The 22,836-nt window shown below is 68.2% G+C and carries 19 protein-coding genes; 16 read left to right on the forward strand and 3 right to left on the reverse strand.

The features are described from left to right. The first annotated feature begins 1 nt into the window (after window position 1). From U742_RS0103945 to U742_RS0103965, 5 genes are all read left to right on the forward strand, one after another. Window positions 2-1,987 (forward strand): hydantoinase B/oxoprolinase family protein, encoded by a 1,986-nt coding sequence (locus U742_RS0103945; RefSeq protein WP_029350255.1) that lies wholly within the window; start codon window positions 2-4, stop codon window positions 1,985-1,987. Next, entirely contained in the window at window positions 1,984-2,286 is a 303-nt protein-coding gene (locus U742_RS0103950) for a (2Fe-2S)-binding protein (RefSeq protein WP_029350257.1), read from the forward strand. Before U742_RS0103945 ends, U742_RS0103950 begins: the two co-directional genes overlap by 4 nt. Further along, entirely contained in the window at window positions 2,283-3,647 is a 1,365-nt protein-coding gene (locus U742_RS0103955; protein WP_029350259.1) for an FAD/NAD(P)-dependent oxidoreductase, read from the forward strand. The genes U742_RS0103950 and U742_RS0103955 overlap by 4 nt, the downstream gene beginning before the upstream one ends. Window positions 3,648-3,752: 105 nt before the next feature. Next, window positions 3,753-5,216, forward strand: a complete 1,464-nt coding sequence (locus U742_RS0103960; protein WP_029350261.1) for an aldehyde dehydrogenase family protein — start codon at window positions 3,753-3,755, stop codon at window positions 5,214-5,216. Between the two features lie 14 nt (window positions 5,217-5,230). Further along, a complete protein-coding gene (locus U742_RS0103965; protein WP_248310249.1) occupies window positions 5,231-6,058 on the forward strand; it encodes an aldo/keto reductase in 828 nt (275 codons plus the stop codon). A gap of 39 nt (window positions 6,059-6,097) precedes the next feature. On the opposite strand, the gene U742_RS0103970 is transcribed toward U742_RS0103965, so the two are convergent. Continuing rightward, window positions 6,098-7,399, reverse strand: a complete 1,302-nt coding sequence (locus tag U742_RS0103970) for an ATP-binding protein (RefSeq protein WP_051660844.1) — start codon at window positions 7,397-7,399, stop codon at window positions 6,098-6,100. After that, on the reverse strand, window positions 7,396-8,142 hold the full coding sequence (locus U742_RS0103975) for a response regulator (RefSeq protein WP_029350267.1): 747 nt from the start codon (window positions 8,140-8,142) through the stop codon (window positions 7,396-7,398). Before U742_RS0103975 ends, U742_RS0103970 begins: the two co-directional genes overlap by 4 nt. A 305-nt stretch (window positions 8,143-8,447) precedes the next feature. Here U742_RS0103975 and U742_RS21905 point away from each other — a divergent pair, with 305 nt between their 5' ends. Beyond that, entirely contained in the window at window positions 8,448-9,029 is a 582-nt protein-coding gene (locus U742_RS21905; protein WP_051660845.1) for a hypothetical protein, read from the forward strand. Window positions 9,030-9,091: 62 nt separating this feature from the next. Here the strand turns inward: U742_RS21905 and U742_RS0103985 are convergent, their stop codons facing one another. After that, window positions 9,092-9,652: a TetR/AcrR family transcriptional regulator gene (locus U742_RS0103985; protein WP_029350271.1), complete on the reverse strand. Its 561-nt coding sequence runs from the start codon at window positions 9,650-9,652 to the stop codon at window positions 9,092-9,094. A 257-nt stretch (window positions 9,653-9,909) separates the two neighbouring features. Here U742_RS0103985 and U742_RS0103990 point away from each other — a divergent pair, with 257 nt between their 5' ends. The 10 genes from U742_RS0103990 to U742_RS22430 all read left to right on the forward strand — a co-directional run bounded on the left by U742_RS0103990 (window position 9,910) and on the right by U742_RS22430 (window position 22,836). Next, on the forward strand, window positions 9,910-11,112 hold the full coding sequence (locus U742_RS0103990; protein WP_248310283.1) for an efflux RND transporter periplasmic adaptor subunit: 1,203 nt from the start codon (window positions 9,910-9,912) through the stop codon (window positions 11,110-11,112). An 8-nt stretch (window positions 11,113-11,120) separates the two neighbouring features. Then, window positions 11,121-14,279 (forward strand): efflux RND transporter permease subunit, encoded by a 3,159-nt coding sequence (locus tag U742_RS0103995; RefSeq protein ID WP_029350274.1) that lies wholly within the window; start codon window positions 11,121-11,123, stop codon window positions 14,277-14,279. A 19-nt stretch (window positions 14,280-14,298) separates the two neighbouring features. Beyond that, window positions 14,299-15,876: an efflux transporter outer membrane subunit gene (locus U742_RS0104000; RefSeq protein ID WP_248310250.1), complete on the forward strand. Its 1,578-nt coding sequence runs from the start codon at window positions 14,299-14,301 to the stop codon at window positions 15,874-15,876. A gap of 210 nt (window positions 15,877-16,086) precedes the next feature. Further along, a complete protein-coding gene (locus U742_RS0104005) occupies window positions 16,087-17,112 on the forward strand; it encodes an HTH-type transcriptional regulator GntR (protein ID WP_029350278.1) in 1,026 nt (341 codons plus the stop codon). Window positions 17,113-17,275: 163 nt separating this feature from the next. After that, window positions 17,276-17,827, forward strand: a complete 552-nt coding sequence (locus tag U742_RS0104010) for a gluconokinase (RefSeq protein ID WP_348981008.1) — start codon at window positions 17,276-17,278, stop codon at window positions 17,825-17,827. Further along, on the forward strand, window positions 17,824-18,402 hold the full coding sequence (locus tag U742_RS0104015) for a TRAP transporter small permease (RefSeq protein WP_029350282.1): 579 nt from the start codon (window positions 17,824-17,826) through the stop codon (window positions 18,400-18,402). The genes U742_RS0104010 and U742_RS0104015 overlap by 4 nt, the downstream gene beginning before the upstream one ends. Next, the gene (locus U742_RS0104020) at window positions 18,399-19,676 is read left to right on the forward strand and encodes a TRAP transporter large permease subunit (protein WP_029350283.1); all 1,278 of its coding nucleotides are present in this window, start codon (window positions 18,399-18,401) and stop codon (window positions 19,674-19,676) included. The genes U742_RS0104015 and U742_RS0104020 overlap by 4 nt, the downstream gene beginning before the upstream one ends. A gap of 40 nt (window positions 19,677-19,716) precedes the next feature. Further along, complete coding sequence (locus tag U742_RS0104025) at window positions 19,717-20,733, forward strand: TRAP transporter substrate-binding protein (protein WP_029350284.1); 1,017 nt, start codon at window positions 19,717-19,719, stop codon at window positions 20,731-20,733. Window positions 20,734-21,326: 593 nt separating this feature from the next. Beyond that, window positions 21,327-22,295: a tripartite tricarboxylate transporter substrate binding protein gene (locus tag U742_RS0104030; RefSeq protein ID WP_051660846.1), complete on the forward strand. Its 969-nt coding sequence runs from the start codon at window positions 21,327-21,329 to the stop codon at window positions 22,293-22,295. Between the two features lie 58 nt (window positions 22,296-22,353). Continuing rightward, window positions 22,354-22,836 carry a tripartite tricarboxylate transporter TctB family protein gene (locus U742_RS22430; protein ID WP_051660847.1) on the forward strand — a complete coding sequence of 161 codons (483 nt, stop codon included), beginning with the start codon at window positions 22,354-22,356 and terminating at the stop codon, window positions 22,834-22,836.

Genomic DNA, 22,836 nt, shown 5'->3' on the forward strand with positions numbered 1-22,836 from the left:
TGTGTTTGACCGGACGAATCTCCAGGTTCTGGCGAACCACGCCCGCGCGGCGGCCGAGAACATGGCCCATACCCTGCACCGCACCGCGCACTCGGCCTTCGTCAAGGAGACGCAGGATTTCACCGTGATGCTGATGGACCGTTCGGGGGCGACCTTCGCCGTACCGATGGAGCTCGGCGCCACCTGGTATCCGGGGCTTTCCTATGCGCGCGCCATCGCGATGGTCGACGACTACCGGCCGGGCGACGTCGCCTTCACCAACGATCCCTATTCCGGCCACGTCGCCACCCACGCGCCGGACACGCATCTGTGGAAGCCGGTCTTCGTCGACGGCGAGATCGTCGCCTGGACCGGCGGGCACATCCACAACACCGACATGGGCGGCGCGGTGCCGGCCTCGCTGAGCCGCGCGCTGACCGAGATCCACCAGGAAGGCATCCGCTTTCCGCCGATGAAGCTCGTGAACGAAGGTGTGTTCGACGAGCAGATCCTGCGGATCATGAGCACCAATGTCCGCAAGCCCGACCTCAACATCGGCGACATCAAGGCGCTGGTCGGCGCGCTGAACACGGGCGAGCGGAAGATACAGGCCATGGTGAGGAAGTTCGGCAAGGCCGCCTTCCTGGAAGGCGTCGCCGCCCTCATCGACCATGCGGAGGCGCAGGCGCGCGATGTGCTGCGTTCCATGCCCGACGGCACGTGGGAATTCGCCGACTATGCCGACGAGGATTCGGTCGAGGCCAATCCCTGCCGCCTCAAGCTGGTGCTGACGATCAGGGGCGACGAGGCGGTGCTGGACTTCACCGGCTCCGACCCGCAGCTCGGCTCCTCGCTCAACGTGCCCTCGGGCGGCGACCCGCGCCACACCATGCTGCTCGTCGGCGTCTACTACGTGCTTTACACGCTCAATCCCAAGATCCTGCTCAATACCGGGCTCACCCGCCCCTTCACCTGCATCACCCCGCAGGGTTCCGTGCTGAACCCGGTCCACCCGGCGGCGGTGGGCATGCGTTCCCTCACCTGTGCCCGGCTGCGGTCGGTCATCTTCGGCGCCTTCTCGCAGGCGGTGCCCGAGCGCCTGCCCGCGGCGCCGGCCGGCAACAACTGCATCGTCAACGTCATGACCACCGATGAGCGTACCAGCCGCACCGTGATCGCGGCGGTGAATCCGGTGGTGGGCGGCGGCGGGGGGATGCCGCATCGCGACGGCACCAACGGATCGGGCGCCGACGCCGCCTATCTCAAGAACACGCCCATCGAGATCACCGAGACCGAGACCCCCGTCGAGTTCCTGAAATACGGTCTCGCGCAGGACAGCGGTGGTGCCGGCCGCTGGCGCGGAGGCCTCGCGACCGAGATGGCGTTCCGCGTCTTCGCGCCGGATTCGAAGATCACCGCCCGCAATCGCGACCGCAGCTTCTTCCGCCCCTGGGGCGTGCTGGGTGGCAAGGCGGCCGGCCTGTCGGACATGGTCGTCAATCCGGGAACGGACCGCGAGCGGCGGCTTGGAAACATCGATACGGCGGTCCTGCAGCCGGGCGACGTTCTCGAAATCCGCTCCGCCGGCGGCGGCGGGCGTGGCGATCCCTATCAGCGCGAGCCCTGGCGCGTCGCGCTGGACGTGCAGCGCGGCTATGTCTCCCCCGCCGCGGCTGAGCGCGACTACGGCGTCGTCATCCGTGACGGAGAGCTCGACGGGCAGGCGACCGCGTGGCTGCGCGCGCGGCATGAGCACCCCGCCGGCCATTTCGATTTCGGCCCCGAGCGCGAGGGCTACGAGGCCCAGTGGACCGCAGCGGCCTATGACCGGCTGAACGCCATTCTGGACGCCCTGCCGATCCACTGGCGGTTCTTCACCAAGACGGAGGTCTTCCGCCGGATGAAGGGACGCGCGGGCGCGAAGGGGGTGGAGGCCGCCTTTGACGCGGTATGCGAGCGCTTTCCGGAGCTGCCGCGACCCGGCTTCGTGCGCGAGGCGGCGGAATGAACGCGGCCGGTCGTCTCGTGCGGCTGGCCGAGCATGACCGGGCGCCGGTGCGCTTCTCGCTCGACGGCCATGCATCGGATGCACTGGAAGGCGACACGGTGCTGACCGCGATCCTCCTGTCGGCGGGTGCCGTGCGCGCTCCGGAGTTCGGAACCGAGCCGCGGGCCGGCTTCTGCCTGATGGGCGCGTGCCAGGATTGCTGGGTCTGGCAGGAGGATGGCCCGCGCCTGCGCGCCTGTTCGACGCCGATCGCCGAGGGCCTGCGCCTTCTGACCGCCCCGCCGGAGAACTGGCCGTGAGCGAGACGCCGCCGCGCGTGGTGATCGTGGGCGCCGGCCCCGCCGGTATCCGCGCCGCCGAGGTATTGGTGGCCGCCGGTCTGCGCCCGACCGTAATCGACGAGGGAGCACGTGCCGGCGGCCAGATCTATCGCCGCCCTCCCGTCGGATTCACGCGCACCCCGAAGCAGCTCTACGGCTCGGAGGCCGCCAAGGCTAAGGCGCTTCATGACATCTTCGACCGGGTGAGCGCCGAGGGGCGCCTGATCCATCGCCCGCGCAGCTCCGTCATCGCCGTGCGCGACGGCGTCCTGCATGTGCTTGAGGACGCGGCGCTGCGCCAGCTTCCCTATGATCGCCTGATCCTCGCCACCGGCGCCTCGGACCGCGTCGCCCCGATACCGGGCTGGCAGAATCCCGGCGTCTACAGCCTCGGGGCGGCGCAGATCGCGCTCAAGGCCCAGGGCGTCGCGCTCGGGCGCCGTGTTCTCCTCGCCGGATCGGGGCCGTTGCTGACGCTCGTCGGCACGCAGCTCCTCAAGGCGGGAGCCGATGTGGCGGCCGTGCTGGACACGTCCGCCTGGCGCCGGCAGATGAGTGGGATTTCGGGACTGGCCGCCCGGCCGGTCTTCGCGCTGCGCGGATTGGCGATGCGGGCAAGGCTGGGCGGGCGCTACCGCGCGGGAGTGGTGCTGGAGGGGATCGAGGCCGATGCATCCGGCCCCGTCGCGGTCCACTGGCGGGATGCCGGCGGCCGGAACCGCCGCACCGAATGCGACACGGTCGCGCTGGGCTGGCATCTCCGGGCGGAGACGCATCTCGCCGATCTGGCCGGATGCAGCTTCGCCTACGATCCCGACTGGAGCCAGTGGCTGCCACGAACCGACCCGATGGGCCGCGCCGGCAACGGCGTCTATCTTGCCGGTGATGGCCTGCGCCTGCTCGGCTCGGACGGCGCCGAACGCGCCGGACGTCTCGCCGCCGCCGCATGCCTCACCGATCTCGGTCTGCCGACCGTGTCCGTCGCGGCCGATCTGCGCAGGCTCGCACGGCTCGATCGCTTCGCCCGCGGCCTGGCGCGGGCCTTCCCCTGGCCGGCGGCGATGGTGCGGGCCCTGCCCGACGAAACTGTCCTGTGCCGATGCGAAGGCGTGTCGGTCGGCGAATTGCGCCAGAGCGTCGCCTTCGGCGGCGCCGAGGCCAACCGGGCGAAATCATTGTCGCGCGTCGGCATGGGGCGATGCCAGGGGCGCTATTGCCAACTGGCCGGTGCCGAGCTCATCGCGGCGCAGGCCGGATGCGCGCCGGGCGAGGTCGGTCGGCTGCGCGGCCAGGCGCCCGTCCGGCCGCTGCCGGTCGGTGCCTGCCTGCATGAGGGCTGACGCCATGTCGCGAACCGCGCTTGTCGGCTCGGGCCGCGGCGCCGCACTTGTCACACGAAGCATGGATGCCGGCGCACTGCGCGCCGCATCGTGAAAGGGTCTGCCATGTCGCTGTCGTTCGATCCGAAATCCGTCGCCCTGCCGACCGGCCACTTCATCGGCGGCACCTATGTCTCCGGGCCGGCCGAGATCGACGTCGTCGCGCCCTCGGATGGCCGCGGGCTTGCAGCCATACCGACGGCAGATGTCGGTGTGGTCGATCAGGCGGTCCAGGCCGCCAAGGCTGCGCTCGTCACCTCGGGCTGGGCTTCGGTGCGCCCGCGCGAGCGGGTGCGCGCCCTGCACGCCTGGGCCGACCTCATCGAGGCCGAGGCGCAGACCCTTGCCCGCATTGAGGCGGTCGCCTCGTCCCGTCCCATTGCCGAGGCTTTGCCCGGCGATGTCATGATCGCGGCCGAGCAGATCCGCTTCTTCGCCGAATTCGCCGACAAGGAATGCGGCGATCTGGTGCCCACCTCCGACGGCCAGATGGGCTTCATCGCCTCCGAGCCCTATGGCGTCGTCGGCGCCATCACAGCCTGGAACGTTCCCCTCGCGCTGGCCGGCTGGAAGCTCGGGCCGGCGCTCGCCGCCGGCAACGCCGTGGTGCTGAAGCCGTCGGAGATGACGCCGTTCTCGACGCTGTATCTGGCCGAGCTCTCGGTGCGCGCCGGCCTGCCGGCCGGGCTGATCAACATCGTCCTCGGCGACGGCCCGACCACCGGCGCGGCCCTCGTCGCGCATCCCGAGATCGGCAAGATCTCGTTTACCGGCTCGACCCGTGCCGGAGCGGCGATCATGGAGAACATCGCCCGCACGGGAATCAAGCCGATGACGCTGGAACTCGGGGGCAAGTCACCGCAGCTCGTCTTCGCCGATGCGGATCTCGATCTCGCCGCCCAGTGCATCGCCCGCGGCATCCTCGGCAATGCCGGGCAGGGATGCGTGGCCGGGTCCCGCGTAATCGCGGCTCGCGAGATCGCCGACGAGCTGTCGGATCGCATAGCGGCGCGGATGCAGGCCATCGCGCCGGGACCGACCTGGGAGGAAACCTCCACCTATTCGCCGATCATTTCGGAAAGGCAGCTTCAGCGGATCGACGGCATCGTCGATGCCGCCCGCGCTGGCGGAGCTGACGTGCTGTGCGGCGGTGCCCGCATCGAGCGCGAAGGCACCTTCTATCAGCCGACGATCCTTGCGCGGGTCGCCGGGGGATCGGTTGCGCTGGCCGAGGAGATATTCGGCCCGGTGCTGACGCTTCAGCCGTTCGACACGGAAGAGGAAGCCCTCGAGCTGTCCCGCCACCCGACCTATGGCCTGTGCTCGGGCCTTTTCACCCGCGACTTGTCACGGACGATGCGTATGGTGAGGAAGCTCGAGGCCGGGGCGGTCTGGGTCAATCGCTATGGTCGCTCGCGGGACCACATCCTGCCGACGGGCGGCTGGAAGGCCTCGGGCCTCGGCAAGGACCTCGGGCGCGAAGCCTACCTCGCCAACCGGCGTACCAAATCCGTGCTGATCGATCTCTAGCAGGACGCCTGCGAATGATGCCGGCCACGTGTCTTTCGGTGAAGGGCGTCAGCATTCCACAGATCGGTCTGGGCACCTGGCAGCTCGACGGAGATTTGCTCGCGCGCGCCGTGCATGCGGCGGCTGAGGCGGGGTATCGTCATTTCGATACGGCGCCGCGTTACGAGAACGAAGCCGTCCTGGGAGCGGCGCTGCGGGACACCGGGCTGGATCGCGGCAGCTACTTCGTGACCACGAAGGTCTGGTACACGGAGTTGTCCGCGTCCGCGCTGCTGCGATCGGCGCGCGCCAGCGTCGAGCGGCTGGGCATCGGTCCGGTCGATCTCCTGCTGATCCACTGGCCCAGCGCGGATGTGTGCCTCGAAGAAACCATTGAAGCGCTCTGCGAGGCGCGACGGAGGGGGCTGGCGCGGAATATCGGCGTCTCCAACTTCCCGCTGCCGCTGCTCGAAAAGGCGATCGCTCTTTCCGGCCGGTCCTTGCTGGCGAACCAGTGCGAATACCATCCTCGCCTCGACCAGTCGGCGCTGATCCAGCGATGCCGGCGGGAGGGCATGGCCTTCATCGCCTATGCGCCGATCGGCAGCGGCCGGTTGCTCGAAGACCCGATGGTGAACGCGATCGCGCGCTCCCATGGCCGCAGCCCGGCTCAGATCATTCTGCGCTGGCATGTGCAGCAGGGGATCGTGGCTATTCCCCGCTCGAGCCGTCCGCAACGCATCGCCGAGAACATCGCCGTCACCGACTTCGCGCTGAGCGATGCCGAGATGGCCCGTCTGCATGCCCTGGCTTCGCCCGACGGCCGGATATTCGATCCGGAGTGGGCGCCGGCATGGGACTAGCCGATAGGGGATAGTTGCGTCGTCGCTGCGCTGCGCGACTTACGCCGAAGAAAGCTGCGTTTGCGAGACGTCCCCTCCACCCTCGCAGCCGGTCAGGGGGAATTCGAGGCGCTGCTCGAGGCCTCCTCCGGGCAGGTTCCGCAAGGCCAGAGAGCCGCCGTGATTCACGATGATCTCCCGCGCGATGGCAAGGCCGAGGCCGGCGCCCGGAATGGGCGCGCCGCGTGCCGGATCGATGCGGAAGAACGGCTCGAAGACCCGGGCCAGCATGTGCTCCGGTATGCCGGGCCCGCGATCCTCGATCCGGATCACCGCGCGTCCGTTTTCCATGTCCAGGCGAAGGCGCCCCTCGCGGCCATGCGTGGCGGCGTTGATGGTCAGGTTGCGTATCGCCCGTTTCAGGGCGAGCGGACGGCCGAGAACGGTGAGCGGCCGGGCGGCGCCGAGCGCGACGTTCATGCCGATTTCCTTGAGCTCGGCGACGACCTCCCGGACCAGCTCATCGATGCGCACGGGCGAGCGGGAACTGGCATCGACCTCCTCGCGAACCAGGCGGATGGCGCTGTCGGCGATACGGTCGAGCTCGTCGAGATCGGCGATCCAGGTCTCCCGCTCGCCATCCTCCAGGAACTCGGCGCGCAGGCGCATGCGCGTCATCGGCGTTCGCAGATCGTGCCCGGCCGCCGCGACGATGCGGATGCGGCTCTCCATGGCGCTTTTCAGCCGCGACGAGAGCAGGTTGATCGCCCGCGCCGCGGCGCGCACCTCGGTGGGACCCTGCTCGGGGAGCGGGGGCAACTCGCCGTCCGGCCCGATGGCGGCGACCGTGCGTTCCAGCAGGGCAAGCGGTGCCGTGAGGCGCCGGACCGCGAATATCATCACCCCCGTGGTGCCCAGCGCGATCAGCACCGCCCATCCCGCGAGGGCGCGGCTGTTGTCCGGGGGCGGCATCAGCGCAAAGGGCAGGATGATCCAGCGCCCGTCGGATAGCTGGACGGAGATCACCGGCTGGCTCGCCCCGCTGGGGTGGGTCACCCGCACGCTCTCGGTTCGTCCCTTCCGCGCCAGCGCCGCCGTCAGCCCGCGCGTCGCTTCTTCCGCGACCGGTCCGCCCACCGGCGCGCGCGCGATGCCGGCGAAGCCGTCGACCGCAATCTCGGTCGAGCTCGGCGCGCGGTCGAGGAGATCCGCAATCAGGACGATCTGCGCCGCGGCGGCATCCTCCGCCGTCTGGAAGCGGGGCGGCGACAGGAGCAGGAAGGACAGTCCCGTCGCCAGCAGGACGACCAGCAGGACTGCGGCGACCAGCAGGACGGTCAGCTTGGCGCGCAGCGTGCTCATGGCGCGCCGCCCTGCCGGCCGGCGGCGATGTCCGCGCTTTCGACCTCCACGGAAAGCTGATAGCCGCCATTGCGCTGGGTCTTGAACATCTGGAAGCTGCCCGCATCGCCGAGCTTGCGCCGCAGGCGGCTCATCAGCACGTCGATGGAGCGGTCGAACGCTCCCGCATTCCGCCCCTGCGTAATGTCGAGCAACTGGTCGCGCGAGAGCACGCGGCCGGGCCGTTCGAGAAAGGCCATCAGGAGGTCGAACTCGGCGGCCGTCAACGGCACTTCCCGTCCCTTGGCGTCGACGACGGCCCGCAGGGCGGGCCGGGCTACGAAGCCGCTGAAGCGAAAGCTCTGCTGGGGCCCTGCGCCCGTCGTTTCCGGCCCGGACATGCGGCGCATCACGGCGCGGATCCGCGCGACCAGCTCGCGCGGGTTGAACGGCTTTCCGAGATAGTCGTCCGCGCCGATCTCGAGGCCGATGATGCGGTCGACGTCCTCCTTCAGCGCGGTGAGCAGGATGATCGGCACTCGCGAGCGCGCCCGGAGCGAACGGCACAGATCGAGCCCCGAGACGTCCGGCAGCATCAGGTCGAGCACGACGAAGTCTATGCGTGCGTCGGCGAGGCAGCGCTCGGCGCTGCGCCCGTCCTCCGCCAGCGATACCCGGAAGCCCTGTGCCTGCAGGTAGCGTCCGAGCAGCTTGCGGATTTCCTGATCGTCGTCGACGACGAGAATGTGCGGATTGGAATCCAACGGCGTTTTCCTGGCGGCTGATCGAAAATCCCTAGCTGACGTCCCGCGCTGTCGTCGAAAAGAATGGCAATCGAGTGTTGCTGCAAGCCTCAGGGAAATATTGGGAAACAAAAGGACGGCCGCCGGGAAACGCCGGGAAATATGCAGACCTCGGCGGGAAACTAAGCTCCATCAGGCTGCGCTGCGTTCGACAACGGACACAGGAGTTGGAGTTGAAACCCATCCTTATTGCTCTGGCGGCATCGCTGCTGGGAGCCGCGCTCGTCTCCGCGAGCAATGCTTCCGACCGGCAGGATCCCTCCGGGATGCAGAGCCGTCCTGGGCTTTCCGACCCGGCGGCGCCGATCCGCCTCGCCGAGGCCGCGCCATGCCCGCCCGGTCCCGCCTGCGGTCCTTCGCCGGCGCATCAGCCGGATGATCGCCGCGGGCCGCCGCCCGGGCCGCATCAGGCCGGGCGCCTGCCGCCCCCGCCGCGGCCGGACCCGCTCATGCTGGCCGCGCGTCTGAGCGCCGTCGAGACCTTCATCGGCATATCGGCCGATCAGCTCGACGCCTGGCGGGGCTATACCAATGCCCTGCAGTCCATGCTTCAGCCTCCGGTTCCGCCGAAGGAGACTGCCGGGGCACCTTCCGATGCCCTCGAATTCTCCGCGGGGCTCGCACGCGAGGCGATCGATCGCGGCGACCGGGCCCGGAAGCTGGTCGTGGCGATCGAGGCGCTGCGCGGCAAGCTTGCTCCCGACCAGATCGAGCGGCTGAAGCAGGCCGGTCCCATCCTGCCGCCGCCTCCGGGCCCCGGCTTCGCGCCGCCGCCCGCACCTTTCCCGGGTTCCTTCGGTCCGAAGGGGCCGGAGGGACCGGGAGCCGGTCTCATTCCGCCCCCCTGACCGCTCCCGGGAGCGGGCGCGTCTGTGCCGCGGCGGCGCGCCCGCTTAGCCTTTCATCTTCATCAACGGCGCGCGACGCCATTGATGAAGATGTGGATGCATCGCTTCACGTGGTTTCGGCGCGGCTCGCCGATAGCCCAGACGACGTCGTCGCCACGATGCAGCACCATCGGCCCGAAGACCATGTCCATCAATATCCTGGCATCGTCCTGAGGGTGTTGGACATCGATGCGGCCCAGCCGGTGCTGGTGCGCGAGCCAGTCGCCGAGCAGGGCGACGGAGGCGTCGCGACCATGTGCGATGGCGATCTCGTCGAGCTCGGGATGGCGCACCGCTTCCAGCATGATCAGCCGCAGAAAGGTCAGGCGCTCGAGATCCTCCGCCTCGTCGATGTCGTTCCTGAAGATGCGATCGAGGGCGGCGGCAAGGGGCAGATCGTCATAGTCGCCGGGAAGATCCAGCATCCGCTGGCGGTGGGCGCTGATGACAGCGGCGAAGAGCGCGGATTTGCCCGGGAACAGCCGATAGAGCGTCCGCTTCGAGATCCGGCAGCGCGCGGCAACGGCCTCGGTGGTCGCGCCTCCATATCCGGCTTCGCGGAAGAGCGCATAGGCCTGCGCCACGATCTCCTCGCGCTGCAACTCGTCGGGCCTCTGCTTGGGACGGCCTCTCGGACGAGGCGGGCGCGTCGCTGGGTCCGTCTGGGCGTGTGGCATGAGGGAGACTCCCATGGGCAGAGGTCGTTGCCGAAGCGCAGGACAATTGACAGATCGGCACCGCCGATAATATGGGTACGTTATAGTACCGTAAATAGAGGAATGCCGTGACCATCATCCAGACACGAGGGCGGGGCCTGTTGCCGGCGCTGTGCGCTCTCGTCCTGCTGGCCGGCTGCGACGAGCGCGACGCAGGCGGTCCTCCCGGCGGCACGCAGCCGCGGCCGCAGGTGGGGGTGGTCACGGTGCATCCGCAGTCCGTCGCCATCACCGCGGAGATGCCCGGCCGGACGACCGCCTCCCTGATCGCGGAAGTGCGCCCGCAGGTCGGGGGGCTCATCAAGGAGCGGCTTTTCCAGGAGGGCGGCGAGGTCAAGGCCGGCGACTCGCTCTACCAGATCGATCCGGCGAGCTATCAGGCGTCCTACGACAATGCCGTCGCCACGCAGCAGAAGGCGGAGGCCGCCGTGCCGAGCGCGGCGGCGAAGGTCGAGCGCTATCAGGGCCTCATCAAGCAGAACGCGGTCAGCAAGCAGGACTATGACGACGCCGTCGCCTCGCTTGCGCAGGCGCGGGCGGAAGTCGCGGTCGCCAGGGCCAGCGTCGAGACGGCGCGGATCAACCTCGACCGCACGCACATCACCGCCCCCATCGGCGGGCGCATCGACAAGTCGTCGCTGACCCCCGGCGCGCTGGTGACCGCGAGCCAGGACACCGCCCTGACCACCATCCGCACCCTCGATCCGATCAATGTCGACGTCACCCAGTCGAGCACGAACCTCCTGAACCTGCGTCAGGCGATCCGCGAAGGCCGCATCAGGATCAGCGGCGACAACGTGCAGGTGAAGCTGAAGCTCGACAACGGGACGATGTATCCCCATGCCGGCACGCTGGAATTCTCGTCGGCCTATGTCGACGAGGCGACCGGCACCTATGCGGTGCGGGCGCAGTTCCCCAATCCGGATCGGCTGCTGCTGCCGGGCATGTATGTCCGCGCCATCGTCGAGGAAGGCGTCGCGCCGAACAGCTTCCTCGCGCCCCAGCGGGCGGTCACGCGCAACACCAAGGGCGAGCCGGTCGCGCTCATCGTCAATGGCGACGGCAAGATCGAGCAGCGTGTGCTCGCCATCGGCCGCAGCGTCGGCAATAGCTGGCTGGTCGAAAGCGGGCTGAAGGACGGCGACCGGGTCGTCGTCGAAGGCAGCCAGTTCGCCAGGCCGGCTCAGGACGTGACGGCGGTGGACGTCGTCGTCGACGAAACGACCGGCGAGGTGCGCGAGCGGGGCCAGCAGAGTGCGGCGCCGCCCTCGGGCGGCAGCGTCGCTGCGGCGGACGCGCCCGGCGTGTCGGCGTCGGCGCGGAACTGAGGTCGGCCATGTCGCGCTTTTTCATCGACCGCCCGGTCTTCGCCTGGGTTATCGCGATCCTCGTCATGCTGGGCGGTCTGCTCGCCCTGCGCAGCCTGCCGATCGCGCAATATCCGCAGATCGCGCCGACCACCGTGCGCATCACCGCAAACTATCCCGGCGCGGATGCCCAGACGGTCGAGAACTCGGTGACCAAGATCATCGAGCAGGGCATGACAGGCATCGACAATCTCGACTACATGTCGGCCACCTCGACCTCGACCGGGCAGGCGAGCATCACGCTCACCTTCACCAGCGCCGCCGATCCCGACGTCGCGCAGATGCAGGTGCAGAACAAGCTGCAGCTTGTCACCTCGCAGCTTCCGACCATCGTGCAGACCAACGGCATCGAGGTCGACAAGGCGTCCGACGGCTTCCTGATGGTGATCGGCTTCGTCTCCGGCGACGGCAAGATGGCGTCGGTGGACCTCGCCGATTACGTGGACTCGACGCTCAACGACACGCTGAGGCGCGTCGAGGGCGTCGGCTCGACCCAGCTCTTCGGCTCCGGCTATGCGATGCGGATCTGGCTCGATCCCGACAGACTGGCCAAGTACCAGCTCATGCCGAGCGACGTCGCTTCCGCGCTCGAGGCGCAGAACACGCAGGTCTCGGCCGGCCAGCTCGGCGGCCTGCCACAGAGAGAGGGCCAGCAGCTCAATGCCACGGTGACGGCGCGCGGCCGTCTGCAAACCCCCGAGCAGTTCCGCAACATCATCCTCAAGAGCGAGACGGACGGGTCGCTGGTGCGGCTGAACGACGTCGCCACCGTCGAGCTCGGGGCTGAGAGCTACACGACCGCCTCGCGCTACAACGGCAAGCCCGCCGCCGGCCTCGCGATCAACCTCGCCACCGGTGCCAACGCCATCGCGACGGCGGAAGCGGTGAAGGCGACCATCGAGCGTCTCTCCGGCACCTTCCCGGAGGGCGTGGAGGTCGTCTACCCCTACGACACCACGCCCTTTGTGGTTTTGTCGATCGAGGAGGTGGTGCGCACGCTGATCGAGGCCATCGTGCTCGTGTTCATCGTGATGCTGGTCTTCCTGCAGAACATCCGCGCCACCATCATCCCGACGCTGGCTGTACCGGTCGTGCTGCTCGGCACGTTCGGCGTGCTCGCCGTGCTCGGCTATTCGATCAACACGCTCACCATGTTCGCCATGGTGCTGGCGATCGGCCTGCTCGTCGACGATGCCATCGTGGTGGTCGAGAATGCCGAGCGCGTCATGGAGGAGGAGGGGCTTCCGCCTCTCGAGGCGACCCGCAAGTCGATGGGCGAGATCACCGGCGCCCTCGTCGGCATCGCCACTGTGCTGTCGGCCGTCTTCGTGCCGATGGCCTTCTTCGGCGGCTCGGTCGGCATCATCTACCGCCAGTTCTCCGTCACCATCGTCACGGCGATGGCGCTGTCGGTGGCGGTGGCGCTGATCCTCACGCCGGCGCTGTGCGCCACCATCCTGCGCGCGCCGAAGGAGCACGGCCGGCAGCGCGGTTTCGCCGGCTGGTTCAACCGCAATTTCGATCGCGGCGCCAATGCCTATCGGCGCGGCACGGCCGGTATCGTCGCCCGCTCCGCGCGCTTCCTCGCCGTGTTTCTGGCGATCTCCGTCGCGATGGGCTGGATGTTCGTGCGGCTGCCGTCCTCGTTCCTGCCGGAGGAGGATCAGGGCATCCTCATCACCAGCGTCCAGCTTCCTGTCGGCGCCACCTCCGACCGCACCCAGAGGGTGCTCGACGAGGTGACCCGCCATTACCTCGAAAACGAGAAGGAGGCGGTCGAGGGCGTCATGACCGTGAGCGGCTTCGGCTTTGGCGGCCAGGGTCAGAATGTCGGCATCGCCTTCCTGCGCATGCGCCCGTTCGACGAGCGCAAATCGTCGGAGCTTTCGGCCCGCGCCGTCGCCGGGCGGGCCATGATGGCATTCTCGAAGTTCCGCGACGCCATGGTGTTCGCGCTGGCGCCCCCGGCCATCCAGGGCATGGGCAACACGAACGGCTTCAGCTTCTATCTGCAGGACGTCAACGGCGCCGGTCACGAGAAGCTCATCGCCACACGCGACGAATTGCTGGCCAAGGCCGGCGCCGATGCCCGTCTCGCCAATACCCGTCCCAACGGCCAGGAGGACGAGCCGCAATTCGTCGTCGACATCGATCAGGAAAAGGCGAGCGCCCTCGGCGTGTCGCTCGGCGACATCAACGACACGCTCTCCACCGCCTGGGGCAGCGACTATGTCAACGACTTCCTCGATCGCGGCCGGGTGAAGAAGGTCTATCTGCAGTCCGCCGCCGATTTCCGCATGCAGCCGGAGGACCTCGCCAAGTGGCATGTGCGCAATTCGGCGGGGAACATGGTGCCCTTCTCGTCCTTCGCCTCGTCGCGCTGGGTCTACGGCTCGCCGCGCCTCGAACGCTTCAACGGCTCGTCGGCGGTGGAGATCCAGGGGCAGGCGGCGCAGGGGGTGAGCTCGGGCGACGCGATGGCGGCGATCGACGAGATCGTCGCCGCCCTGCCGACCGGTTACGGCCACGAATGGACCGGCCTTTCCAATCAGGAGCGGCTCTCCGCCAATCAGGCGACGGCGCTCTATGCGATCTCCGGGCTGGTCGTCTTCCTGTGCCTCGCAGCGCTCTATGAAAGCTGGTCGATCCCCTTCGCCGTGATGCTCTCGGTGCCGATCGGCATCTTCGGTGCGCTGCTCGGCGCGCATCTCTTCGGGCAAAGCAACGACGTCTATTTCAAGGTGGGGCTGCTGACCACGATCGGGCTCGCCGCGAAGAACGCGATCCTGATCGTCGAGTTCGCCATCGAGCGGCAGGCACACGGGCTGGGTCTGGTGGAGGCGACGCTGGACGCCGCGCGCCAGCGGCTGCGCCCCATCCTGATGACCTCCTTCGCCTTCATCCTCGGCGTGACCCCGCTCGCCGTCGCCAGCGGGGCGGGTTCGGGCGCGCAGAACGCCATCGGCATCGGCGTGATGGGCGGAATGATCGCCGCGACGGTGCTCGGCATCTTCTTCGTACCGCTGCTGTTCGTCGTCGTGCGGCGTGTCTTTCCGGCCAAGGCCGGGGAGCCGTCCCCGGCCGATCCGAAGCAACCTCCCGCGGTGGAGAGCGCCCATGCCCCCTAGCCGTGGGAGATACCTTTCCATGCCTGTCCGATTGAGCCCGATGACGACCTCCCCCGCTTCCGCTTCGTCTGTCGGCCGTGTCCGGCGGCTTGCGGGCGTGGCGCTGATCGCCAGCCTGCTCGGCGGCTGCGCCGTCGGCCCCGACTATCAGGCGCCGAAGCTGCAGCTTCCCGCCAAATGGGGTTCGGCGCATGCGTCGGTCGCGGTCGACGGCACCGAGACGAATAACCGCCCGCCGGATCTCGCCCGGTGGTGGGAACGTCTCAACGACAGGACGTTGAACCAGCTTGTCGAGGAGGCCGTCGCGGGCAACCTCGATGTCGCCAGCGCGAAGGCCCGCGTGCGGCAGGCCCGCGCGACCCGCAAGCAGGCGCTGGCGGCGCTCGCGCCGGTGCTCACCGGCAACGGCAGCTACACCCGCGCCGACAACGGGGGCAACGTCTCGGCGAGTTCAGGCGACGTGACCGTGGCCGGCCCGTTCGATTCCTACCAGGCGGGTCTGGACGCGAGCTGGGAACTCGATCTGTTCGGCGAGAACCGGCGGACCGCCGAGGCCGCGAAATACGGGCTCGACGCTGCGGAAGAGGATCTTCGCAACACGCTGCTCACGCTCATCGGCGACGTCGCCACGAACTATATCGAGGCGCGCGGCTATCAGGCACGGATCGCGCTCGCGCAGCGCACCGCCCGTTCGCAGCGCGAGACGGCGGCGCTGACCCGCACGAAGCTTCAGGCCGGCTCCACATCGGCCGTCGACGTCGCCAATGCCGAAGGCCAGGCCGCCAGCACGGAAGCCAACATCCCCGAGCTGAAGGCGTCCTATCAGCAGACATTGCATCAGCTCAGCATCCTGCTCGGACAGCCGCCGGCGACGCTCGACGGGCGCATGGCGCGCGGCGGTGGCGTTCCTGCCCCGGTCCGCTCCATTCCAGCCGGCGTGCCCGCCAACGTGCTGCTCTCGCGGCCCGACGTCAGGCTCGCCGAACGTCAGCTTGCGCAATACACGGCCAGGATCGGCGCCGCGGAGGCGGCCCGCTATCCGGATGTCAGCCTCACCGGCGACATCTCGACCTCGGCGGCCAAGGTGGGCGATCTCGGCAAGAGCTCCAGCATTAGCTGGAGCTTCGGGCCTTCCGTCACGGTGCCGATCTTCAACGCCGGTTCGTTGCGGGCGGCCGTGGAATACGCCCAGGCCCAGCGCGACGAATATTTCATCGCCTATCGCGTGGCGGTGCTCACGGCGCTGCAGGACGTGGAGAACGCGTCCGTCGCGCTGCGGCAGGAGCGCGTCAAGAGTGGCAGCCTCGCCGCATCGGCGAATTCCTACAGCCAGGCCGCCTCGCTCGCGCGAACGCTCTATCAGTCCGGCTCCTCCAGCTTCCTCGATGTTCTCGACGCCGAGCGCTCGCTCTATTCGGCCGAGGATTCCCACATCGTCAGCCGGGTGGCGATCGCGACGGACTATGTGGCCCTCAACAAGGCTTTGGGAGGCGGCTGGACGGGGACGGTCGACACCCGCAGGCAGGAGCAGGCGGACGAGATGGGTCCGCGCTTCGTCCGGGCCAACTGGGTGCGCGATTTCGCGGCGGACGAGTAGAGCCTTCGACACGGATATGCGCGCGGGCCAGGGATAGGGCCGGATCTGTCTGGATGACAGCACCGAGCCCTTGGCGGTCCTCACTATGAAAGCCTCCACCCGCACGTGGCGGCTTGCTCCATCGTTCTTAGAGGCGGAGAACAAATCCGCCTATCCAACAGCCTGCATGTCAGCGCTATCATGGGCGCCGGCAGGGTGAAGGATTCGAGCATGCGCAAGAGACGAAACGGCGGGCGTCCGACCATAGCGGATGTCGCGGCGCGCGCCGGCGTGAGCTCGATCACGGTGTCCCGGGCGCTGCGCGATCCGGCGCGGGTCTCGGAAGAGCTGCGGCGGCAGATCGACGAGGCGGTGAGGGCGCTCGACTATGTGCCGGACCAGCATGCCCGGGCGCTCGCCTCGGCCCGCACCAACATCATCGGCGTCATCATTCCCTCGCTCACCAACAACGTCTTCGCCGACGTGCTGCGCGGCATCTACGACAATGTGGCGGAGAGCCCCTTCCAGGTGCAGCTCGGCAACAGCCGCTATTCGCCGATCGAGGAGGAGCGCCTGCTCGGAACCTTTCTGAGCCAGCGTCCGGCGGCCCTCATCGTCGCCGGCATCGACCAGACCGAGCGGGGCAGGGCGCTGCTCAACGCCGCCGGCTGCCCGGTGGTCCAAATCATGGACCTGAGCGACGAACCGGTCGACATGATGGTCGGCTTCTCCCACAAGGCGGGCGGGCATCTCGTCACCAGCCATCTGGTGGCGGCCGGCTATCGGCGGATCGGCTTCCTCGGCGCCCGCATGGACCCGCGCACGCAGCGCCGCCTGGAAGGCTATCGCGCGGCGCTGGTGGAGGCCGATCTCTATGATCCGCGCCGCATCACCACGACGCCGGCGTCCTCCAGCGTCTCGCTCGGGCGCGATCTGCTGCGCGACCTGCTGGCGCGCATGCCGGATACCGACGCCATCTTCTGCAACAATGACGACCTCGCGGTCGGCGCATTGTTCGAATGCCAGCGGGCGGCGCTCGCGGTCCCGGCCGACATGGGCATCGCCGGGTTCAACGACCTCGAGATGATGGAGGCGGCCTATCCGCCGCTGACCAGCGTCCGCACCCCGCGCTACGAGATCGGCCGGCGCGCCATCGAGATGGTGCGCGCCTCGCTCGCCGGGCAGCGGCCGGCGCAGACGCGGATCGACGTTGGCTTCGAACTGAAGGTCCGCGCCAGCACCATGCGCGGCGATTGAGCCGGGGCATCCTTCGGGATGCGAGCCGCTTTACAGCTTGCGATGACAGCGCTACCATTAGTCATCACAAGATCATGAGCAGAGTGAATCTGCCGGTTTTGGCCATTGGCCGTGGGAGGATCGATATGCCGGATAGCGCTAACCATCGCGTGGATGGAAATCCGTGACGTCCGCCTCGTCAGCGGCGCCGCCGTCGTCGGTCGTCGTCGTCATGGGCGTTGCCGGCAGCGGCAAGTCCAGCATCGGCGCGGCCCTCGCCGCCCGGCTCGGCTGGGCGTTCCTCGAAGGCGATAGCCTGCACCCGCCCGCCAATGTCGCGCGCATGGCGAGCGGCCTGCCGCTCACCGACGAGGACCGGCGCGGCTGGCTCGCCACCATCGGCGGGCACATCGCCGAGGCGGACCGCGTGGGGAAGGGACTCGTCGTCGCCTGCTCGGCGCTCAAGCGCGCCTATCGCGACCAGCTCGCCGCGTCCGGGCCGCGCGTCGTGTTCCTGCATCTGTCGGGCGAGCGCGCGCTCATCGAGCAGCGCATGGCCGCCCGCGCCGGGCATTTCATGCCGCTCAGCCTCATCGACAGCCAGTTCGCGACGCTGGAGCCCCCCGGCGCCGATGAGCGGGCCATCACCCTTCCCATAGACATGCCGCCCGAGGCGCTGGTCGACGAAGCCGCCCGGCGCCTCGCCGAGCTCGAGGCGTGGGAGCCGGTGCAATGACCACGCTGCTCAACCGCATCCAGACCCTCATCGAATGGTTGATAGGCCTGCTGCTGGCGCTCATGGTGGTGCTGGTGTTCGCCAATGCCGCCGGCCGCTATCTGCTCGGCGCCGGCGTCGCCGCATCCGAGGAGATCGCCCGCCTCGCCTTCGTCTGGATCATCTTCCTCGGCGGCATCCTCGCTGTGCGCGAGCGCTCGCATGTCGGTGTCGACATGCTGGTCAAGCGGCTTCCCGTCGCCGGGCGCAAGCTCTGCTTCGCCGTCACCAACCTGCTCATCCTCTATGCCCTCTGGCTCTTCGCCGAGGGGAGCTGGCAGCAGGTCATCGTCGGCTTCAACAGCCGCCTGCCCGTCACCGACATTTCGCTCGCCGCCTTCGCGGCCGCCGGGCTGGTCTCGTCCGTCGCCATGGGCGCGCTGGTTGTCATCGACCTCATCCGTCTGTTCACCGGCCGGGTCGGCGAGGGCGAGCTCGTGCAGGTGCGGGAGGAGACCGATGGCGCCGAGCTTGAGGAATATGAGCGCGAATTCGCCGGTGCCCCGCACGCGGCCCGTCCGGGGAAGACGCCATGACCATCGCCATCTTCCTCGGTTCGCTCCTCGGTCTCATGGCCATCGGCATGCCGATCGCCTTCGCGCTGATGCTCACCGGCATCGTGCTGATGTACCATCTCGACTTCTTCGACGCCCAGCTCCTTGCCCAGAACATGCTGGGCGGAGCGGACAGCTTCCCGCTGATGGCGGTGCCGTTCTTCCTGCTCGCCGGCGAATTGATGAATGCCGGCGGCCTGTCGAAGCGTATCGTCGACCTCGCCGTCACTCTGTTCGGCCACATACGCGGCGGGCTCGGCTATGTCGCGATCGGCACCTCTGTCGTGCTGGCGAGCCTGTCGGGATCGGCCATCGCCGATACGGCGGCGATCGCCGCCCTGCTCATCCCGATGATGCGCAACAATGGTTACAATCTGGAGCGCTCCTCCGGCCTCATCGCTGCCGGCGGCATCATCGCCCCGATCATCCCGCCGAGCATGTCCTTCATCATCTACGGCGTGGCGACCAACCTCTCCATCACCAAGCTTTTCATGGCCGGCATCGTGCCGGGCCTGCTGATGGGCGTCACGCTGGTTCTCGTCTGGTCGCTGGTCGCGCGCAAGGAAAACGTGCCCGTCCAGCCTCGCCAGCCCCTGTCGGTGCGCCTGCGGGCGCTGGCACGCAGCATCTGGGCGCTGTTCCTGCCGGTCATCATCATCGGCGGTCTGCGCTTCGGCGTGTTCACACCGACTGAGGCGGCAGTGGTGGCGGCGGTCTACGCGCTGTTCGTCGGTCTGTTCATCTATCGCGAGATTGGCCTTTCGGACCTGCCGCGTCTTTTCATTGCCGCGGCCAAGACGACCGCGGTGGTGATGTTCCTCGTCGCTGCGGCGATGGTCACCGCCTACATGATCACGCTCGCCGAGCTGCCGGGCCAGGTCATCTCCGTGCTCGAGCCGATGCTCGATCACCCCAAATGGCTGATGGCGGCCATCGTGATCCTGCTCACCCTCGTCGGCACGGCGATGGACCTTACCCCGACCATCCTGATCCTCGGCCCGGTGCTGGTGCCGCTGATCACCAAGGCGGGCATCGACCCGGTCTATTTCGGGGTGATGTTCGTGATGGTCGGCGCCGTCGGCCTGCTCACCCCGCCGGTCGGCACGGTGCTCAACGTCGTTTGCGGCGTCGGGCGGGTGAGCATGGAAGGCATCATCCGCGGCGTCTGGCCCTACGTGGTCGCCTACACCGCGCTGATCGGCCTGTTCGTCATCTTCCCGGAAATCATCACCGTGCCGGCGAGCCTGCTGCATTGAGGCCTGCCGGCCTGAACGAGACTCAAAGGAGGAAATGCGCATGAAGAAACTGATGCTCACCGCCGCCGCCGCGGCACTGACTCTCTCGTTCGGCGTCGCCCAGTCCTGGGCCCAGAACATCCAGCCGCGGCTCATCCGCTTCGGCTACGGACTCAACGAGGACAGCAACCAGGGCCGCGCCGTACGCTTCTTCGCCGAGGAGGTCGGCAAGCGCTCGGGCGGCAAGCTGAAGGTGCGCACCTTCGGTGCCGCCACCCTCGGCCCCGACCCGCAGATGCAGAACGCCCTCATCGGCGGCGCGCAGGAGATGATGGTCGGTTCCACCGCCACCCTCGTCGGCACGGTGAAGGAATTCGCCATCTGGGACGTGCCCTTCATGTTCGCCAACGAGAAGCAGGCGGACGCGGTGCTCGACGGGCCGGTCGGGCAGAAGCTGCTCGACAAGCTGCAGGAGAAGGGGCTGGTCGGCCTCGTCTACTGGGAGAACGGCTTCCGCAACCTCACCAACAGCCGCCACAAGATCGAGAAGGCAGAGGATCTGCAGGGCGTGAAGCTTCGCGTCATGCAGAACCCGGTCTTCATCGACACCTTCAAGGCCGCCGGCGCCAACGCCGTGCCGCTCGCCTTCGCCGAGCTGTTCACCGCGCTGGAGACCAAGGCGGTCGACGGCCAGGAGAACCCCTACACCACCATCGTGTCCTCCAAGTTCTACGAGGTGCAGAAGTACCTCACCGTCACCAACCACGTGTACAGCCCGTGGATCGTGACCGCCTCCAAGGTGTGGTGGGACAAGCTCTCCCCCGACGAGCAGAAGATCCTGCTCGAGTCCGCTGCCGCCGCCCGCGATTTCGAGCGCGCCGACACCCGCGCCCAGGCGCAGAAGGCGCTCGACCAACTGAAGGCCGCCGGCATGGAAGTGACGGTGATGCCGGAGGAGGAGGTCGCCAAGCTGCGCGAGAAGGCCGCGCCGGTGACCAAGACCGTGATCGAGAGCGTCGGCCAGCCGCTCTGGGATGAGGTTCAGGCCGGAATCAAGAAGGCCGGCGGCACCAACTGACTGCCTTCAGGAGGCGGCCGCGAGGCCGCTTCCCACCAGGGGCCTCCCATAAAGTACCAGCCCGCCACGGGAACCCTTCCCGTGGCGGTGCGCGTTTTGGGGCCTGGCCTCTCACGAACTGCGACCTGCGTGGCCGACGGTCCTTCCGCCGTTCTGGGTCCGGGCGGCTATGCGCACGCGGAAGCGGCGGATCGGGCACGTCGAGGTCCCCCCACCTGGCGTTCCGCGTCGGGCACGCGATGCGCCACCCCCGTTTTCCAACATATCGTTCAATCCAGTAGGATGAGCCTGGCTCTGGGCGCCGGGCGGGGCCCATGGCGCCGTTGGCGCTGGCCCGCTGGCGCGCAGGGAGCCCGCTCGCGGCCCTTCGGCGCCGTCTGCGCCGGCGTGTGGAAGGCAGCGCAGAGCCTTGGCGGCATCCCTACGAATTGTCTACTATCCCGCAATGTGGGCAAATTGTTTCTCTGTACGCCGATATTGATGTGCGCCACGTAAAAAGGAATTCTACCTCGAAGCCCACATTGCGGGATTGACCCTCCCGATTTTCTCGGCTACCGCTTTGTCCAACGAGACAAATAATGTGGGAGGTCAGAATGCGCTTTCTCCGGATCTTCGCGGCCGGCTTGGCCACGGTGCTCGCTCCGCTAACCGCCATGGCGGGCTTTCCGGAGCGTCCGCTCACCATCATCGTGCCGGCTGGCGCGGGCGGCGGTGGCGACACGACCACCCGATTCCTCGCGCGTGAGCTCGAGACCATCTTCAAGCAGCCGATCACGATCATCAATCAGGGTCAGGGCGGCGGCGTCGTCGGGCTCACCTCGATCAAGAACGCCAAGCCCGACGGCTACACGGTCGGCCTGCTGTTTCCCTATGCCGGATACAAGTCGAGCGGCGCGGCGAGCTTCACGGTTGCCGATTTCACGCCGATCGCGAACTTCAACGGCGATTCCTCGGCCCTGCTGGTCGGGCAGAACTCGACGTTCAAGGACCTGAAGACGGCGCTCGACGCCATCAAGGCCGATCCTTCGAAGTTCAAGGTCCATTGCAGCGGCGGTTGCGGCAGCGTGTGGGACATTCCGGTCGCCGGCATGATGCTCGACTATGGCATCGACGTCGCCAAGGTGAACTGGATCCCCGGCCAGGGCGCCGCCACCGGCCTCACCGAGCTCGCCGCGGGCGGCGTCGATTTCCAGACCGCCTCGCTGCCCGAGGCGGCGGCGCTGATGGGGGCGGGGCGCGTGCGTGCGCTCGGCGTCCTCAGCCCCGAGCCGGTGGCCGGCTTCGAGAGCGTTCCGACGACCAAGCAGGCGATCGGCGTCAGCATCGACGGCGGCACCTGGCGCGCGCTCGGCGGACCGGCCAACATGCCGGCCGAGGCGACCAAGGCCTGGGAGGCCGCCATGAGCCAGGCGGTGCAGAGCGCGGCCTTCCGCGAGGCGATGGCGAAGGCGAAGTTCGGCGTGAAGTGGCTCGATACGGCCGAGCTCACCGCGCTGATGAAGAAGCACGAGGTCGACACCGATCGCGTGATGAAGGCGCTCGGCCGCGCGGGCTCGAACTGACCCCTCGCGCATCAAGAAGGGCGGCGGGCTCATGCTGTCCGCCGCCGGTGGAGGAACCATGAAGGTCCAGGACACCATCACCGGCGGCGTCTTCGCGCTGCTCGGCGTGTTCATGCTCGTCTATGCGGCGAGCCTGCAGGCTCCGCGTCATCTCGCTTACGGCGCCGGCTTCTTTCCTTCGCTTATCGGCGGCGGGCTCGTGCTGGTCGGTGCGGCCATTGCCTGGCAGGGCGTGCGGGCCGGCCGAGGCGGGCCGCTGATCGAGCTTCCTGAGGTGCTCGCGGCCAATGCCTGGCTGCGTTTCGCGGCGATCCCGGCGGCGATCCTCTTCTATCTGCTCGCGGCGGATCTGCTCGGTTTCCTGCTGACCTCCACGATCATCCTCGCCTTCCTGTTCGCCGTGGCGGGCCTGTCGTTGCGGATCGGTATTCCGGTCGCGATCGCGGTGGCGGTCGTGTTCACCGCCTTCTTCGCCTCGATCCTCCATATGCCCCTGCCCTGGGGGCCCCTGCGCGACGTTTCGGGGTGGCTGATATGGTGA

Source organism: Allobosea sp. 117 (genome assembly GCF_000702305.1).
Taxonomy (GTDB): domain Bacteria; phylum Pseudomonadota; class Alphaproteobacteria; order Rhizobiales; family Xanthobacteraceae; genus Ancylobacter.